Raw genomic sequence first — 16,258 nt, 5'->3', positions numbered from 1 at the left:
CAAGAATAGTGATAGCATCCGAGAAATTATAAAAACGTAGATTTCATTACTTCAACTAACTGGGTGAAATAAAGCATTTACTATGAATAGCATTTTACTCGTATTGTAATAATAAATAGGTTTTTTTAATTTTAAGAATGATATTTATTTTAGCCGTGCTATTTATGCAGCAGGTGCACTGATCGTCACAAAACTCCCGTATAACTTCTTTCTTGCCTGCTGGCAGCGACTCCGGTAAAGTCGCCCCCCTTCTTTGGCATGGGGAAACCGTGATGTTTATTGGATTTGACTACGGTACGGCGAATTGCTCCGTTGCCGTGATGCGTGACAACAACGCAGAACTTTTGGCACTTGAAAATGGGGACAGCTATTTACCCTCCATGCTGTGCGCCCCAACCCGTGAAGCCGTCAGTGAATGCTTGCATCGCCACTGGCAGGTGCCGACGGGCAGCGATGAAAACCAGCAACTTCTGCGCCGCAGCGTGAGTTTCAACCGCGAAGAAGATATTCAGGTTAATACTCAAAGCGTGCATTTTGGTCTGCAGGCGCTGGCAACCTATATGGAAGACCCGGAAGACGTTTACTTCGTTCGTTCACCGAAGTCGTTTCTGGGTGCCAACGGCCTGAAGCCACAGCAGATAGCCCTGTTTGAAGACCTGGTGTGCGCCATGATGTTTCACATCAAACGTCAGGCCGAATCAGTTTTACAGCAGACTATCGAGCAGACGGTAATTGGCCGTCCAATTAATTTCCAGGGCATGGGTGGCGAAGAGGCTAACCGCCAGGCGCAGGGTATTTTGGAACGCGCCGCAGCGCGTGCCGGATTCCGTGATATCGCCTTCCAGTTTGAGCCGGTTGCCGCCGGGCTGGACTTTGAGGCCACGTTGACTGAAGACAAAACCGTGCTGGTCGTGGATATCGGCGGGGGAACCACCGACTGCTCAGTGCTGCTGATGGGGCCAAGCTGGCGCGATAAGGCCGAGCGTCAGCACAGCCTGCTAGGTCATAGCGGCTGCCGCGTTGGCGGTAACGACCTCGACATTATGACCGCGTTCAAGCAGTTAACGCCGCAATTTGGCATGGGCAGCGAAACACAGAAAGGCATCGCCATGCCTTCACTGCCTTACTGGAACGCCGTAGCAACCAACGACGTGCCCGCGCAGCTCGATTTCTACAGCGTGGCGAACGGCCGTTTACTGCGCGATATGATCCGCGATGCGGCTAATCCCGATCAGGTTAAACGCCTGTTGAAGGTGCACCAGCAGCGACTGAGCTATCGTCTGGTTCGCGCGGCCGAAGAGAGCAAAATTGCGCTGTCTGAGCGCCAAAGCGTGACCGCCGCGTTGGACTTCATCGAAGCCGGGCTGAGCGAAAATATCAGCCAGCAGCAGCTCAGCGAAGCGATTTCTCAGCCGCTGGAGCGCATTCAGGAACAGGTCAGCCTCGCGCTCGCCAGCAGCGAAATTAAGCCGGACGTGATTTATCTCACCGGGGGCAGTGCGCGCTCACCTCTGTTGCGCACGGCGCTGCAGGCCCAGCTGCCGGGTATACCGCTGGTGGGCGGCAATGATTTTGGCTCGGTAACGGCAGGGCTAGCACGCTGGGCGCAGACGCTGTTTAGATAATACCGTAGCGATAAACGCTGATGAACAGGTGATAACAGTTCTGCATTATCACCTTGATAACCCCCCAAATAAAAAAGCGCCTGACTCACGTCGGCGCTTTTTTATTTCTACGACTTACGAATGTAATTCTAGAATCAATTCAAAGTATTATTCCCAGGCACTGGCCTGATCAAGTGCCTCGATATCCTGCTTGTCGAGCTTCAGTTTAGTGGCCAGTGCCAGGTCATCAAGCTGCTTGATCGAGGTGGCACTGACGATAGGTGCCGTGATGCTTGGACGAGCAATCAGCCAGGCAAGCGAAACCTGCGTTGGAGACGCACGATGTTTCTCGGCAACGTTATCCAGCGCCTGAATGATTTTATGCCCGCGATCGTTTAAATACTTATCAACCACGCCGGCGCCGCGCTTACTCTTGCTGGCATCCTCTTTGCTGCGATATTTACCCGACAGGAATCCGCTGGCCAGTGAATAGTAGTTGATCACCCCGACACCGTGTTCAGTCACAACCTTTTCCAATCCTGACTCATAGTCTTTGCGGTCGTAAAGATTGTATTCCGGCTGCAGGGTTTCATAGCGCGCCAGGCCCTGCTCTTTAGACACTTTTAGCGCTTCGGCAAAACGGGTAGCGGAGTAGTTAGAGCCGCCGATAGCACGGACCTTACCCTCTTTGATAAGTGCGTCAAAGGTGGCGAGCGTGTCGGACAGCGGCGTATCTTCGTCGTCTTTATGTGCTTGATAAAGGTCGATATAGTCGGTTTGCAGGCGCTTTAGCGAATCTTCTACCGACCGCCTGATATAGCTCGGTGACAGGCCTTTCTCACCCTCGCCCATCTCCATACCGACCTTGGTAGCCAGAATGATTTTGTCACGTTTACCGCTGGTTTTAAGCCAGTTGCCGATAATGGTTTCCGACTCTCCGCCCTTGTTGCCTTCAGCCCAGCGTGAATAAACGTCGGCAGTGTCGATGAAGTTAAGCTGGTGCTCCACTAGCGCATCAAGAATGCTGAAAGAGGTAGACTGGTCGATTGTCCAGCCAAATACGTTCCCACCAAAGGTCAGCAATGGAACCTTGATACCGGAACGACCCAATTCTCTTTTACTCATCATGCTCTCCTTTACCCGATGACTCATTATGAATGAAGAATTTAATTAGTCTGCGAATCACAGCATTAACCTTAGCACCTCGGCGCTGATAATACCCAGTGATGATCGCTGCAATTAATTGTCACGCAATGAAAGGGACTCCTTAATTCCTCCATTTTTCAGCCTGAAGACTTCGTTAAACTGGATATCGATGCAAATCTGATTTCTGCTCGCACACATAAAAACGAAAACAATCAGCCTGTTGTCATATCGACCGCCAAGGATGGCCTTTAAGCTCCTCCGTCGGCCGTGTTGGTTTAATCTGCCACATCTCGCCGGCGGCCAGCCAATGCTTTTATCTTCTGTATATTTCCACTGGTGTTAGGCCGGTGAATGAAGGCAAAATCAACGCGGTGAGCAAAAAATTTATCAGGCACTATTTATTAGGCATTACGAATCGATGACCGAGTCTACAGGTACTACCCTACCTATTTCTGTGCGCTGGCAGCTATGGATTGTCGCCTTCGGCTTCTTTATGCAGTCACTGGATACCACCATCGTCAACACTGCCCTGCCTTCGATGGCCGCCAGCCTTGGCGAGAATCCCCTGCACATGCAAAGTGTGGTCGTTGCCTACGTGCTTACCGTTGCGGTGATGCTGCCCGCCAGCGGCTGGTTGGCCGATAAAGTCGGCGTTAAGTGGGTCTTTTTCTCGGCTATCGTGCTGTTCACCCTCGGTTCTCTTTTTTGCGCCCAGTCCACCACGCTGCAACAGTTGGTAATGTCGCGGGTGCTGCAGGGCATCGGTGGCGCCATGATGGTGCCGGTTGGGCGGTTAACGGTACTAAAAATCGTGCCGCGCAGCGAATACATGGCGGCGATGACCTTCGTGACGCTGCCCGGCCAGATTGGCCCTCTCATGGGCCCGGCGCTGGGGGGTTTTCTGGTGCAGTACGCCAGCTGGCATTGGATTTTTTTGATTAATTTGCCGGTCGGGCTTGCCGGTGCTATCGCCACCGTGATGCTGATGCCCAACTATAAAATGCAGACCCGCCGTTTTGATGTCAGCGGCTTTATTATGCTGGCGGTGTGCATGGCGACCTTGACGTTGGCACTTGAGGGCAACCGAGGGCTTGGCCTTTCGGCGTGGATGCTGACGGCGCTGGTGGTAACAGGCGTAGCGGCACTCGGCGGTTATTGGCTTCACGCGCGCGGCAACCTTTCGGCGCTGTTTTCGCTGCGCCTGTTTCATACCAAAACTTTTTCTATCGGGCTGACCGGCAGTTTTCTCGGCCGTATTGGCAGCGGCATGTTGCCGTTTATGACGCCGGTATTTTTACAGCTGGGCATGGGTTTCACGCCGTTCCACGCCGGTTTGATGATGATTCCTATGGTGCTGGGCAGCATGGGAATGAAGCGCATCGTCGTGCGGCTTGTCAACAAACTCGGCTACCGCAAAGCGTTGGTCAGCGCCACGCTGCTGCTCTCGGTTATCACACTGTGCATGCCGCTGGTGGCGATTTACGGCGCGTTTTGGATGATTCCCGTGGTGCTGTTCTTCCAGGGGATGGTTAATTCGCTTCGCTTCTCGTCAATGAATACCTTAACGCTTAAAGACCTGCCGCCTCGTCTGGCCAGCAGTGGCAACAGCTTGCTGTCAATGATTATGCAGCTTTCAATGAGTCTGGGGGTCAGTGTTGCCGGTATTCTGATAGGCCTGTTTGCCCACCAACAGATTGATCCCGGCAGCGTCACCATGCACAGCGCCTTTATTTACTGCTATATGTGCATGACGTTGATCATTGCCCTTCCCGCCTGGATATTCATGCGCGTACCGGATGAATCCCAAACCAATGCCCTGTTAGACCGCCGTCGTAATGCGGCGGCCTCTGCTGACCCTGCGAGCAAATCATGAAACCAGGTATCACCGCCAAGCTGTTTCTGGCCATATTTTTGACCTGCAGTCTGGTGATGGTCACCATGAACTGGGGCGTTCGTATGAGCTTCGAGCGCGGATTTATCGACTATATCCGCCACGGCAATGAGCAACGGGTCGAGATGATTGCCGACTATCTCCAGCAGCAGTATGAGCAGCACGGCAACTGGGATTTCGTTAGAAATAATGATAGAGCTATCTACCAGATGATGCGCACCTTCGACCAAAACGATGAAAACAGTCAGGTCATGCCCCCCCTCGGCTGGCGTACCAAATTCTGGATACTCGATAACTGCAACCACCGAATTGCCGGCTCCGAGTCAGAGATCCCCTACGACCTGGTGGGTTCCGGACGCATAATGTTGGTTAAAGGGGTGTTTATCGGCACCGTTGTTTCCACGCCCGCCGAACGGCTGACGCGCAATGCCGATATTAACTTCGATCAGCAACAGCGCCGCACCAGCTGGATAATTATGGGCTTCACCACGCTTTTGGCGGCAGCGGTAACCTGGCTGCTGTCGCGCGGCATGCTGGCGCCGGTGAAACGGCTGGTCAGAGCCACGCATCAGTTGGCCGCGGGTGATTTCAGCAGTCGTGTTGAGGTCGGCACGCAGGACGAACTCGGTAAACTGGCGCAAGACTTTAACCAGTTGGCGATCACGCTCGAGAAAAATGAACAAATGCGGCGGGCCTTTATGGCCGATATTTCCCACGAGCTGAGAACGCCGCTTGCGGTGCTGCGCGGCGAGCTTGAGGCGATTCAGGACGGTGTAAGAAAAATGTCGCTGGAGTCACTGTTTTCGCTGCAGTCAGAAGTCTCGATGCTCACCAAGCTGGTTGACGACCTTTACCAGCTGTCGCTGTCTGACGCCGGTGCGCTGGCCTACCGTAAAGAAGAAACTGACGCGGTGCACCTGATTCAGCTGGCAGAAGCCAGTTTCCGCGACCGTTTTAACGCCAAGGGCCTGACGCTGCAAAGTCAGCTTCCCGACAGTGCGCCGATATTTGGCGATCCGCATCGGCTATCACAGCTGTTTAATAATCTCCTGGAAAATAGCCTGCGCTATACTGATTCAGGGGGCGAACTGGAGATTATTGCTACCCGCCGCGACAAGTTCCTGCAGATCTATTTTCAGGATTCCGCGCCGGGGCTTAATGAACAACAGCTGCAGCGTATTTTCGAACGCTTTTACCGTACAGAAGGTTCACGCAATCGCGCCAGCGGCGGCTCCGGTTTAGGACTCGCCATCTGTCAAAATATCGTTGACGCGCACGGTGGCAAGATAAGTGCCGAACATTCGCCAAACGGCGGCGTCAGAATGAGCCTGCTGCTTCCGCTTTCAATTCCTATCGGACAAAGAATTTAATGAACGAATTCGTTAACGCTGAAAACCAGCCGCTCAAGATTCTGATCGTTGAAGATGAACCCAAGCTAGGACAGCTGCTGGTCGATTACCTGCAGGCAGCGGGATACGCCACGCAATGGCTGACCAACGGCAACGACGTGGTGCCTTTGGTGCAGTCTAATCCGCCCACCATGATCCTGCTGGACCTGATGCTGCCCGGCAGCAGCGGCCTGAGTATTTGTCGTGATATTCGCCAGTTTTCAGATATTCCGATCATGATGGTGACCGCTAAAACGGAAGAAATTGATCGACTATTGGGTCTGGAAATCGGTGCAGATGACTACATCTGCAAACCCTACAGTCCGCGCGAAGTGGTGGCGCGAGTGAAAACTATTTTACGCCGCTGCTACCGCCCAACCGAGCCGCTGGCCGACGGCGTGGGCCTGCACATTGATGAAGGCTGCTTCCAGGCTCATTATCAGGGCGTAGAGCTTGACCTGACTCCTGCCGAGTTTCGTCTGCTTAAAACGCTGTCGATAAAACCGGGCTACGTTTTTACCCGTGAGGCGCTGCTCAATAACCTCTACGATGATTATCGCGTAGTGACCGACAGAACCATCGACAGCCACATTAAAAACCTGCGCCGCAAGCTTGAATCGATTGACGGCGACAAAGCCTTTATTCGCGCGGTATATGGCGTAGGCTATCGCTGGGAAGCCGATCCTTGTCGACTGACATAAGTCTGTTGCCTGGGTCACAAATTCGCCTGAAAGTCGCCAGTAACGAAGTTTTACTCGGGTTGAAAATCCATCATTAGCTACACTTACAGATGGATTATTCACCTACTGGAGATACCTTTATGGCGACAGGTCATTATGATCTTAAAAAAGCGAAGAACGGACAGTTTCACTTTAACCTGAAGGCCGGTAACGGAGAGATTATTCTCAGCAGCGAAATGTATGCCAGCAAGGCATCCGCTGAGAACGGGATCACTTCGGTACAGATTAATGCCACCGATGAAGGACAGTATGAGCTTAAGCCTTCCAAAGACGGCCAGCACTATTTTGTGTTGAAGGCTAAAAATCATCAGGTCATCGGCGTCAGCGAAATGTATACGGCAACCAGTGCGGCCCAAAAGGGCATGCAGTCGGTAGTCAAAAATGGTCCAAGCACGGACGTTCGCGACTTGACTCACTGATGTGAAATGACACGTTAAACGACGACGCTGTTCGCCAAGAGCAGCGTCCTTATAACTCAATTACCCCTAAAATTGATCTGGCTCAAACCTACTGCGAATACCCGCCACTGCCCGCTTCTTTTCACTTTTTTCATCGATACAATTGCGGCCTTCTGCCGCTGCCTAAAACGTCGCGGTCCTCTTTTCATAAATTCTCATCGATGAAAAATACGCAGACAAGAATGGCTATGTTCACTCCAGAATTACTTTCTCCGGCTGGCACGCTGAAAAACATGCGCTACGCCTTTGCCTATGGCGCCGACGCGGTGTATGCCGGTCAGCCCCGCTATAGCCTGCGCGTGCGTAACAACGAGTTTAACCACCAAAATCTGGCGCTGGGCATAAACGAAGCGCACTCACTGGGTAAAAAGTTTTACGTGGTGGTCAATATTGCCCCACACAACGCCAAGCTGAAAACCTTTCTGCGCGACCTGCAACCAGTGATCGAAATGGGGCCAGACGCCCTGATCATGTCCGATCCCGGCCTGATCATGATGGTGCGCGACGCCTTTCCCGATATGGATATCCACCTCTCGGTACAGGCTAACGCCGTCAACTGGGCCACGGTGAAATTTTGGCAGCAGATGGGCCTGAGCCGAGTTATTCTCTCGCGCGAACTGTCGTTGGAAGAGATAGCCGAAATACGTCAACAGGTTCCCGAGATGGAGCTTGAGGTGTTCGTACACGGCGCACTGTGCATGGCTTATTCCGGTCGCTGCCTGCTTTCGGGTTACATCAATAAACGCGACCCAAATCAGGGAACCTGCACCAACGCCTGCCGCTGGGAATATAAAGTACAGGAAGGTAAAGAGGACGCGTTAGGCAATATCGTTCATCAGCATGACCCCATCGCAGTGAAGCAGGTCGAAACCGACGCGCCAACCCTGGGTCTCGGTCAACCCACGGACCGGGTGTTTATGCTGGAAGAAGCCCTGCGCCCCGGTGAATATATGAGTGCTTTCGAAGACGAGCACGGCACCTACATTATGAATTCCAAAGACCTGCGCGCCATCGAGCACGTCTCAAGCCTCACAACAATGGGCGTGCATTCGCTGAAAATCGAGGGGCGCACCAAGTCGTTTTATTACTGCGCCCGTACTGCGCAGGTTTACCGACGCGCCATCGACGACGCGGTAGCCGGAAAGCCCTTCGACCCCAGTCTGCTTACGACTCTGGAAGGGTTGGCCCATCGCGGCTATACCGAAGGTTTTTTACGCCGCCACGTGCATCAGGCACAGCAAAACTATGACTACGGTTTTTCCGTGAGCGACCGCCAGCAGTTTGCTGGCGAATTTACCGGCGTACGCGGCAGCGGAAAAAACAGCGGCTGGGCAGAGGTGGATGTCAAAAATCGCTTCTCGGTCGGTGACAGCATAGAAATCATGACGCCTGAGGGTAATGTGTCGTTTTTCATCGAGCAGATGCAAAATAAAAAAGGCGAACCGATTGATGTTGCGCCAGGAAACGGTCATTTCGTTTATTTACCGATCCCTCAAGAGATACCGTTAGCGTTCGCTATTTTATTAAGAAACCTTATAAATAGTAATACGCGTAATGCAGAGTCGTAATTAAAGCAATAAATAGGGTCGAAATAGCCTTTTTATTTCGACTTTATTCTCAAAAAGTAGAATCCGATCACATCTCGGCCTGACTCTTTTGGTTATTATATTTTCCGCAGCAAGACCCCGAATGAAAAAGAACCGCATAAACTCAAAGTCACCACCTCTTCGCCGGTCCAAACACCCTTGGGCTGGCATTATTTTATTAAAAATATTTAATTTTATTTATCATCAAAAACCCGACTTCTATTAATAAAGTAAATATAGAAAATATTTAAAACTTTATAATACCTTCGCCTATTTTTTCCTTATTAAAACTCTGATTAATCTATTCATACAGATTTCCCTGAAAATTCCGATGGCTATTGGCCCCTCAAATCATCTACTTTATAATCATTGGATCGGTAAGCATGGAGGGTGCATGACTAAAAAAACACAAGCACTGCTGATTTTAAATGGAAAAGGCGCGGGCAACGAAGCACTGCGCGAAGCCGTTTATAACCTTCGCTCAGAAGGCATAGAACTTGCGGTGCGCGTGACGTGGGAACACGGTGATGCCGCACGCTACGTGGCTGAAGCCACCGAACTTGGCGTAGAAACGGTGATTGCCGGTGGCGGTGACGGCACTATTAATGAAGTCGCGACGGCGTTAATTGCTCATCCGCAGTCATCTCGCCCGGCGTTGGGAATTATTCCTCTTGGCACCGCCAATGACTTTGCCACCAGCTGTGGCATTCCGCTGGAAATGGATCAAGCGTTAACCCTCGCCGTACACGGGCGAGCCACTGATATTGACCTCGCGAGCGTCAACCACGAGCGCTATTTCATTAACATGGCCACCGGCGGATTTGGCACGCGCATTACCACCGAAACTCCCGAGAGACTCAAATCGGCGCTCGGCGGTGTTTCGTACTTCATTCACGGCCTGCTGAGAATGGACACCCTCAAAGCTGACCGCTGTGAAATTACCGGCCCTGACTTTAAATGGGAAGGCGATGCGTTGATTATAGGCATTGGTAATGGCCGTCAGGCCGGTGGCGGACAGGAAATTTGCCCTGAGGCGTTGATAAACGATGGCCTGCTCCAGCTGCGTCTGCTGACCGCCGAAGAGCTTTTGCCTTCATTTTTGCGCAGCCTGCTCAACGGCGAAGAGAATAAAAATATCGTTTCTACCTCCCTGCCTTGGCTGGAGATCAACGCTCCGCACGATATGACTTTCAACCTTGACGGTGAACCGCTGACCGGCAAGCATTTCCGCATCGATATCTTACCCAATGCGCTGCAGTGCCGACTGCCGCCACACTGTGCACTGCTGGGCTAACGCCCAGCAGTTTTCACTCATTTATCCCCTCTGCCCTCTCGTCTTCTCCACACCGAATAACAACTGCGCAACAAACTGTGATCTCAACCAGCAAAAATTGATCTGCATACTTGTATGGTAGTTAGGTAAGGGCGTATTTTTTAACCAATGCACCTTACTCTCTTCCTGCAAAAGGTCTTGCCCGATGAAAATAGTCAAAGCTGAAGTTTTTGTTACCTGTCCGGGTCGCAACTTCGTCACCTTAAAAATCACCACCGATAGCGGCCTGACCGGCCTGGGTGATGCCACCCTGAACGGTCGCGAACTGCCGGTCGCGTCTTACTTGAAAGATCACGTTTGCCCGCAGCTCATTGGCCGCGACGCCCATCAGATTGAAGATATTTGGCAATTTTTCTATAAAGGCGCCTATTGGCGTCGCGGTCCGGTGACGATGTCGGCAATTTCAGCGGTGGACGTTGCCCTGTGGGACATTAAAGCTAAAGCTGCCAACATGCCTCTTTATCAACTACTTGGCGGCGCTTCCCGCACCGGTGTGATGGTCTATTGCCACACAACCGGTCAGTCAATTGATGAAGTCCTGGACGACTACGCACGTCATAAAGAAGAAGGCTTCAAGGCGATTCGTGTGCAGTGCGGCGTGCCCGGCATGAAAACCGGCTACGGCGTCACCAAAGGTAAAGGGCTGGCCTATGAACCGGCAACCAAAGGCAACTGGCCGGAAGAACAGCTGTGGTCAACGGAAAAATACCTCGATTTCACGCCAAAGCTGTTTGAGGCAGTGCGCGACAGATTTGGCTTCGATGAGCACCTGTTACACGACATGCACCACCGCCTGACGCCTATTGAGGCGGCTCGCTTCGGTAAAAGCGTTGAGCAATATCGTCTGTTCTGGATGGAAGACCCGACGCCTGCCGAAAATCAGGAATGCTTCCGCCTGATCCGCCAGCACACCGTCACGCCGATTGCGGTCGGTGAAGTGTTTAACAGTATTTGGGACTGTAAGCAGCTGATTGAAGAGCAGTTGATTGACTACATTCGTACCACCATCACCCATGCCGGTGGCGTGACCGGTATGCGCCGCATTGCCGACTTTGCCTCGCTTTATCAGGTACGCACCGGTTCACATGGCCCTTCTGACCTGTCGCCTATCTGCATGGCGGCGGCGCTGCACTTCGACCTGTGGGTACCCAACTTCGGCGTGCAGGAGTACATGGGCTATTCCGAACAAATGCTGGAAGTGTTCCCGCACAGCTGGACCTTCGATAACGGCTACATGCATCCGGGTGAAAAACCGGGGATTGGTATCGAGTTTGATGAAAAGCTGGCGGCCAAATATCCCTACGACCCTGCTTATCTGCCGGTCGCCCGTCTTGAAGACGGCACGCTGTGGAGCTGGTAAACAATGCGCCGCTTATTGAGAGAAATGCTATGAAAAGTATCGTTATTCAGCAGCCAGGGAAACTGGTTATCGAAACACGCCCGCTGCTGCAACCGGCGCCTGGCGAGGTTCGCATCAAGGTAAGCTACGCCGGTATTTGCGGCTCGGATGTGCACATTTATCACGGACACAATCCGTTTGCCAAATACCCACGGGTGATTGGACACGAGTTTTTTGGCCATATTGATAGCATTGGCGAAGGCGTTGACCCCGCACGCATCGGTGAGCGAGTGGTGATTGACCCCGTGGTCAGCTGTGGCCATTGCTACCCGTGCTCAGTGGGTCGCCCCAACGTCTGCAGTGAGCTGCAGGTGATAGGCGTGCACCGCGACGGCGGGTTCAGCGATTACGCCGTGGCTCCGGCACAAAACGCTTATCAAGTTCCGGACTCAATTCCAGATCAGCTCGCCAGCATGGTCGAACCCTTTACCATTGCGGCCAATATTACCGCCTTTCTGAAGCCGACCCCAACGGACACCGCCCTTATCTTCGGCGCGGGGCCGATGGGCCTGACGGTGATTCAGGTTCTAAAAGGCGTCTATGGGGTTCAAAAGGTCATTGTTGCCGACAGAATTGAAGAACGTCTGCAAATGGCGTGTGAAAATGGCGCAGACTGGGCCATTAATAATCAGCATCAGTCGGTAGCAGAACAGTTAGCGGCTGAAAATATTCGCCCGACGCTGGTTATCGACGCAGCCTGTCATCCCTCCATCTTGCAGGAGGCGATTAACGTCGCTTCTCCGGCAGCGCGGGTAGGCATGATGGGATTCTCAGGTGAAGCCTGCAGCATTACGCAGCAAAGCATCACCAGCAAAGAGATCTCGCTGTTTTCTTCACGACTCAACAGCCATCGTTTTCCGCAGGTTATTGAATGGATGTCAGAGGGAAAAATTAATCCTGAGAAATTGGTGACCCACTGCATGCTGGGTGAAGACGTTGAGGCTGCCATGACCTTATTTGAAAAAGACCAGCGCGCCTGCTGTAAAGTTCTTCTCAAATTCTAAAATTTATTTTGGCAGGTCATCATTCATTGACCTGCCGCCAGGGTTATTATTTAAAACAAGATTTATATAGCTATTTACATTTATTAGAAAAGTTTTTATCCGATAGAACCGTTTTTATCTGAAAGAAAATGATTGAACGCATCACTATTAAAACAACACCAAGTGGAGCTGAAAATGTTTAAGAACCTACGCTGGACCATTGTACTCCTGCTGTGTCTGGTCTACATGATAAATTACCTCGATCGCGTTGCGCTTTCGATTACTGTACCGATGATAGAAAAAGAGCTGACGATCAATCCTGAACAATTCGGGATGATATTTGGCAGTTTCTTCTTCGGCTACGCAATATTCAACTTTATTGGTGGACTGGCGGTTGATAAATTCGGTCCAACCCTGGTATTGGGTTTAGCCGTGGCGCTGTGGTCAATCTTCTGCGGCATGACCGCCATTGCGACCGGTTTTTACTCCATGCTTATCCTGCGTGTGCTGTTCGGCATGGCTGAGGGTCCTATCTGTGCCTCAGCCAATAAAATGATTAACGGCTGGTTCCCTAAGAAACAGGCGGCTACGGCAATGGGGCTACTCAGTGCAGGCTCGCCGCTCGGTGGTGCCGTGGCTGGGCCTATTGTCGGCTACCTGGCTATCTCCTTTGGCTGGCGTCCGGCGTTTATGATAATCGCCTCGATTGGCATCGTTTGGATGGTAGTGTGGTTCTTTACCGCCTCTGACAACCCGGAAAAAAGCAAACGCGTTAGCGAACGCGAGCGCCAGCTGGTTAGCCAGTTAAAGTCCGAAAAAATTAATGACGAAGAGGATCTAACGCAGTCGGCACATACGCTGGGCTACTACCTGCGTCAGCCGATTATCCTGGTTACCGCCTTCGCCTTCTTCTGCTACAACTATATTTTATTCTTCTTCCTAAGCTGGTTCCCGGCCTATTTGGTTCAGGCTCACGGATTAAATATTAAAGAGATGAGCCTGACCACTGTTATTCCATGGATTGTTGGCTTCTTCGGCTTGGCACTAGGCGGCATTATTTCGGATAAAATATTTAATATTACCGGCCGTTTATTGCTGTCGCGAAAAATTGTTTTGGTGGTCAGCCTTATGGCGGCGGCGATTTGTGTGGCCTTAGCAGGCGTGGTAACAAGCGTTGTGCCAGCCGTAATACTTATGTCTATATCTATCTTCTTCCTTTACACCACCGGCGCAATTTATTGGGCCATTATTCAGGACGTGGTGCATAAATCGAAGGTCGGCAGCGCCAGCGGATTCATTCACCTCATCGGCAGCATATCCGGCATTATTGGCCCGGTGGTTACCGGATTTATCGTGCAAAACACCGGCCATTTCGACAGCGCCTTTATTCTGGCGGGCGGCGTTGCAGCACTCGGTGCCATTCTGGTGTTCTTTGTTATCAAACCCCCTAAACATCAGCCTGCTGCACGAATTTCACACTCTTAAGTGCTACCCCCGACGCGTTCCGTCGGGGGTTTACACCACCACAGTTACACCTGGAGCACCCTACAATGACACAGGTTTCAACCTCGTCTCACGCCGCCATGACCCAAGAAGAACGCGCAGTATTAAAACGCGTCGCTGGGGCCTCGGCAATCGGTACTGCCGCCGAATATTACGACTTTTTTGCCTACGGAACGGCGGCAGTGCTGTTCTTCGGCCAACTCTTTTTCCCCAGCGCCGATCCTCTGGTTAGCACGCTGGCGGCCTTTGCCACTTATGCTGTCGGCTTTCTGGCTCGCCCACTCGGCGGTATTGTCTTTGGGCATATCGGCGATAAGGTTGGGCGCAAAAAAGCGCTGGTGATGACTATCTTGATTGTTGGATTAGGCACCTTTTGCATCGGTCTGCTGCCCACCTACGAGAAAATAGGTTACTGGGCACCGGTGCTGCTGATTTTTATTCGCGTACTGCAGGGCTTCGGCGTAGGCGGTGAGCAGGCTGGCGCCGTGTTAATGACCGCCGAATATTCGCGCCCGGAGCGACGCGGCTTTTTTGCCAGTTGGGTACAAATTGGCGCACCTCTGGGATTTTTATTGCCCTCCGCGCTGTTTGCGGTGCTGAATGCACAACTCAGCGCCGAACAGATGCTGGCGTGGGGATGGCGCATTCCGTTTTTGCTCAGCCTGCTGTTGGTCATTGTCGGCCTGTTTATTCGCTTGAGAATCGATGAATCACCGGTTTTTGCCGAGATCCGTAAAACCAAAGCGGTGGAATCCCAGCCCGTGCTCGAGGTTATTCGCCGTTATCCGGGCATTATCGTCAAAGGCGTGTGTGCCAAACTGATTGAGGCCTGCGCCTTCGCCATGTTTACGGTGATCGTGCTGGCGTTCGGCAAGGCGAATCATCTCAGCGCCAGTATTCTGCTCGACACGATGATAGTGGCGGTCATTCTCGAGATTTTTTCTATTCCTCTGATGGGTAAACTCTCGGACAAGGTCGGGCGAAAACCGGTTTACATGGCAGGCGCGCTGCTGTTGGTGGTGGGAATCATTCCGTTCTTCCTGGTCCTTAAACAGGATACATTCTGGATGACGCAAATCGCCATGATCCTGGCCCTCACCTTCGGCCACAGCATGTGTTATGCCCCACAGGCGTCGTATTTCCCCGAGCTGTTTCCAACGCGCATTCGCTGCAGTGGAATAGCGCTTATCTGGCAAATCGGTTCGCTGATTGGCAGTGGCGTGCTGGGATTAGTGGCGGTTAAAATTCTTCAGGTCAGCGGCGGGGATTATCACGGACTGGCTATCTATATGATGGTTCTCGGTATTATTTCAATGCTCGGGCTGATGATGATGCCCGAGACTGCGCCTGAAGTCCGGGGCAGCGAATACCACAGTTGGGGAGAGAAACGCTGAATTCGCCCGGGCCAGACACTGGCCCGGTCAACCCCTTTTGCACTCCTCCCACATTATCCATGTCAAAACCTCTTGGAAAGTCATGCTATTATGGCGTTATCTCATTCTCACACTATAGCCTTCGCCATGTCAGAATCTTATGAGTTGAACGGTAACGTGCCGGTAAACCAGCAAATTTATCGCACGCTGCGTCAGGATATTGTGGCCTGCATTATCCCGCCCGGCGCCTTTCTTTCCGAAAAAGAGATTTCGGCGCGTTTTAACGTCTCCCGTCAGCCGGTCCGCGAAGCCTTTATTAAACTGGCCGAGGCCGGTCTGGTTCAGGTTCTGCCCCAGCGCGGCACGTTTGTGATGAAGATCTCTGCCAAGCGCGTCGCCGACGGCCGCTTTATCCGCGAAGCACTTGAAACGGCGGTTATTCGCCGCGCTGCCGCCGTGGTGACCGATAACGACCTCGCGCTGCTGGCACACAATCTTCAGCGGCAGGAGCTGGCGGCCAAAAGTCATCAGGCGCAGGAGTTTCTTCAGCTTGACGATGAGTTCCATCGGCTGATCGCACAAATTATTGACTGCCGTCTGGCGTGGGAAACCATCGAAAATATTAAAGCGACGATGGACCGCGTACGGTTTTTTTCGCTCAGCAAGGTGTCACCTCCCGAGAATCTGATTGCCCAGCACTATAATATTTTTGCCGCCCTGAAAGAGCGCAACCCCGATGCCGCCGAACAGGCTCTGCGTGCCCATCTGCAAGAGATGATCTTCTCGATTACCCCGATTGCCGAGCAGAACAGTGAATGGTTTGAGGCCGAATAACTCAAACGATCAAGAGAGAG

The 16,258-nt window shown here is 52.2% G+C and carries 13 protein-coding genes; 12 read left to right on the top strand and 1 reads right to left on the bottom strand.

What is annotated here, in order from left to right; all coding sequences use genetic code 11:
* Nucleotides 1–272: 272 nt before the first annotated feature.
* The gene (gene yegD / locus GA565_RS06890; protein ID WP_152197872.1) at nucleotides 273–1,625 is read left to right on the top strand and encodes a molecular chaperone; all 1,353 of its coding nucleotides are present in this window, start codon (nucleotides 273–275) and stop codon (nucleotides 1,623–1,625) included.
* 147 nt (nucleotides 1,626–1,772) lie between these two features.
* Here the strand turns inward: yegD and GA565_RS06885 are convergent, their stop codons facing one another.
* Nucleotides 1,773–2,729: an aldo/keto reductase gene (locus GA565_RS06885; RefSeq protein WP_152201344.1), complete on the bottom strand. Its 957-nt coding sequence runs from the start codon at nucleotides 2,727–2,729 to the stop codon at nucleotides 1,773–1,775.
* 439 nt (nucleotides 2,730–3,168) lie between these two features.
* On the opposite strand from GA565_RS06885, the gene mdtD reads away from it, so the two are divergent.
* The 11 genes from mdtD (at nucleotide 3,169) to GA565_RS06830 (ending at nucleotide 16,238) form a co-directional block, all read left to right on the top strand.
* Nucleotides 3,169–4,623, top strand: coding sequence for a multidrug transporter subunit MdtD (mdtD, locus tag GA565_RS06880; protein WP_152197871.1), 1,455 nt, complete (start codon nucleotides 3,169–3,171; stop codon nucleotides 4,621–4,623).
* The gene (gene baeS / locus GA565_RS06875; protein ID WP_152197870.1) at nucleotides 4,620–6,011 is read left to right on the top strand and encodes a two-component system sensor histidine kinase BaeS; all 1,392 of its coding nucleotides are present in this window, start codon (nucleotides 4,620–4,622) and stop codon (nucleotides 6,009–6,011) included. The genes mdtD and baeS overlap by 4 nt, the downstream gene beginning before the upstream one ends.
* Complete coding sequence (baeR, locus tag GA565_RS06870) at nucleotides 6,011–6,730, top strand: two-component system response regulator BaeR (RefSeq protein WP_152197869.1); 720 nt, start codon at nucleotides 6,011–6,013, stop codon at nucleotides 6,728–6,730. Before baeS ends, baeR begins: the two co-directional genes overlap by 1 nt.
* A gap of 119 nt (nucleotides 6,731–6,849) precedes the next feature.
* Entirely contained in the window at nucleotides 6,850–7,188 is a 339-nt protein-coding gene (locus tag GA565_RS06865) for a YegP family protein (protein WP_055781726.1), read from the top strand.
* A gap of 227 nt (nucleotides 7,189–7,415) precedes the next feature.
* The gene (gene yegQ / locus GA565_RS06860; RefSeq protein WP_152197868.1) at nucleotides 7,416–8,795 is read left to right on the top strand and encodes a tRNA 5-hydroxyuridine modification protein YegQ; all 1,380 of its coding nucleotides are present in this window, start codon (nucleotides 7,416–7,418) and stop codon (nucleotides 8,793–8,795) included.
* Between the two features lie 412 nt (nucleotides 8,796–9,207).
* Nucleotides 9,208–10,107 carry a lipid kinase YegS gene (yegS, locus tag GA565_RS06855; RefSeq protein WP_152197867.1) on the top strand — a complete coding sequence of 300 codons (900 nt, stop codon included), beginning with the start codon at nucleotides 9,208–9,210 and terminating at the stop codon, nucleotides 10,105–10,107.
* Between the two features lie 184 nt (nucleotides 10,108–10,291).
* Complete coding sequence (gene manD / locus GA565_RS06850) at nucleotides 10,292–11,506, top strand: D-mannonate dehydratase ManD (protein WP_152197866.1); 1,215 nt, start codon at nucleotides 10,292–10,294, stop codon at nucleotides 11,504–11,506.
* A 29-nt stretch (nucleotides 11,507–11,535) separates the two neighbouring features.
* Nucleotides 11,536–12,549 (top strand): Zn-dependent oxidoreductase, encoded by a 1,014-nt coding sequence (locus GA565_RS06845; protein WP_152197865.1) that lies wholly within the window; start codon nucleotides 11,536–11,538, stop codon nucleotides 12,547–12,549.
* A 174-nt stretch (nucleotides 12,550–12,723) separates the two neighbouring features.
* A complete protein-coding gene (locus GA565_RS06840; RefSeq protein ID WP_152197864.1) occupies nucleotides 12,724–14,013 on the top strand; it encodes an MFS transporter in 1,290 nt (429 codons plus the stop codon).
* 65 nt (nucleotides 14,014–14,078) lie between these two features.
* The gene (locus GA565_RS06835; protein WP_152197863.1) at nucleotides 14,079–15,425 is read left to right on the top strand and encodes an MFS transporter; all 1,347 of its coding nucleotides are present in this window, start codon (nucleotides 14,079–14,081) and stop codon (nucleotides 15,423–15,425) included.
* Between the two features lie 126 nt (nucleotides 15,426–15,551).
* Nucleotides 15,552–16,238: a GntR family transcriptional regulator gene (locus tag GA565_RS06830; protein ID WP_152197862.1), complete on the top strand. Its 687-nt coding sequence runs from the start codon at nucleotides 15,552–15,554 to the stop codon at nucleotides 16,236–16,238.
* The last annotated feature ends 20 nt before the right edge of the window (nucleotides 16,239–16,258 follow it).

The organism is Rouxiella sp. S1S-2, from assembly GCF_009208105.1.
GTDB lineage: Bacteria > Pseudomonadota > Gammaproteobacteria > Enterobacterales > Enterobacteriaceae > Rouxiella.
This window is presented reverse-complemented; position numbering and strand designations above follow the sequence as displayed.

What these genes read in the sequence shown, in the direction of transcription:
- yegD (WP_152197872.1), top strand. Translation starts at nt 273, where the DNA reads ATGTTTATTGGATTTGACTACGGTACGGCGAATTGCTCCGTTGCCGTG.
- GA565_RS06885 (WP_152201344.1), bottom strand. Translation starts at nt 2,729, where the DNA reads ATGAGTAAAAGAGAATTGGGTCGTTCCGGTATCAAGGTTCCATTGCTG.
- mdtD (WP_152197871.1), top strand. Translation starts at nt 3,169, where the DNA reads ATGACCGAGTCTACAGGTACTACCCTACCTATTTCTGTGCGCTGGCAG.
- baeS (WP_152197870.1), top strand. Translation starts at nt 4,620, where the DNA reads ATGAAACCAGGTATCACCGCCAAGCTGTTTCTGGCCATATTTTTGACC.
- baeR (WP_152197869.1), top strand. Translation starts at nt 6,011, where the DNA reads ATGAACGAATTCGTTAACGCTGAAAACCAGCCGCTCAAGATTCTGATC.
- GA565_RS06865 (WP_055781726.1), top strand. Translation starts at nt 6,850, where the DNA reads ATGGCGACAGGTCATTATGATCTTAAAAAAGCGAAGAACGGACAGTTT.
- yegQ (WP_152197868.1), top strand. Translation starts at nt 7,416, where the DNA reads ATGTTCACTCCAGAATTACTTTCTCCGGCTGGCACGCTGAAAAACATG.
- yegS (WP_152197867.1), top strand. Translation starts at nt 9,208, where the DNA reads ATGACTAAAAAAACACAAGCACTGCTGATTTTAAATGGAAAAGGCGCG.
- manD (WP_152197866.1), top strand. Translation starts at nt 10,292, where the DNA reads ATGAAAATAGTCAAAGCTGAAGTTTTTGTTACCTGTCCGGGTCGCAAC.
- GA565_RS06845 (WP_152197865.1), top strand. Translation starts at nt 11,536, where the DNA reads ATGAAAAGTATCGTTATTCAGCAGCCAGGGAAACTGGTTATCGAAACA.
- GA565_RS06840 (WP_152197864.1), top strand. Translation starts at nt 12,724, where the DNA reads ATGTTTAAGAACCTACGCTGGACCATTGTACTCCTGCTGTGTCTGGTC.
- GA565_RS06835 (WP_152197863.1), top strand. Translation starts at nt 14,079, where the DNA reads ATGACACAGGTTTCAACCTCGTCTCACGCCGCCATGACCCAAGAAGAA.
- GA565_RS06830 (WP_152197862.1), top strand. Translation starts at nt 15,552, where the DNA reads ATGTCAGAATCTTATGAGTTGAACGGTAACGTGCCGGTAAACCAGCAA.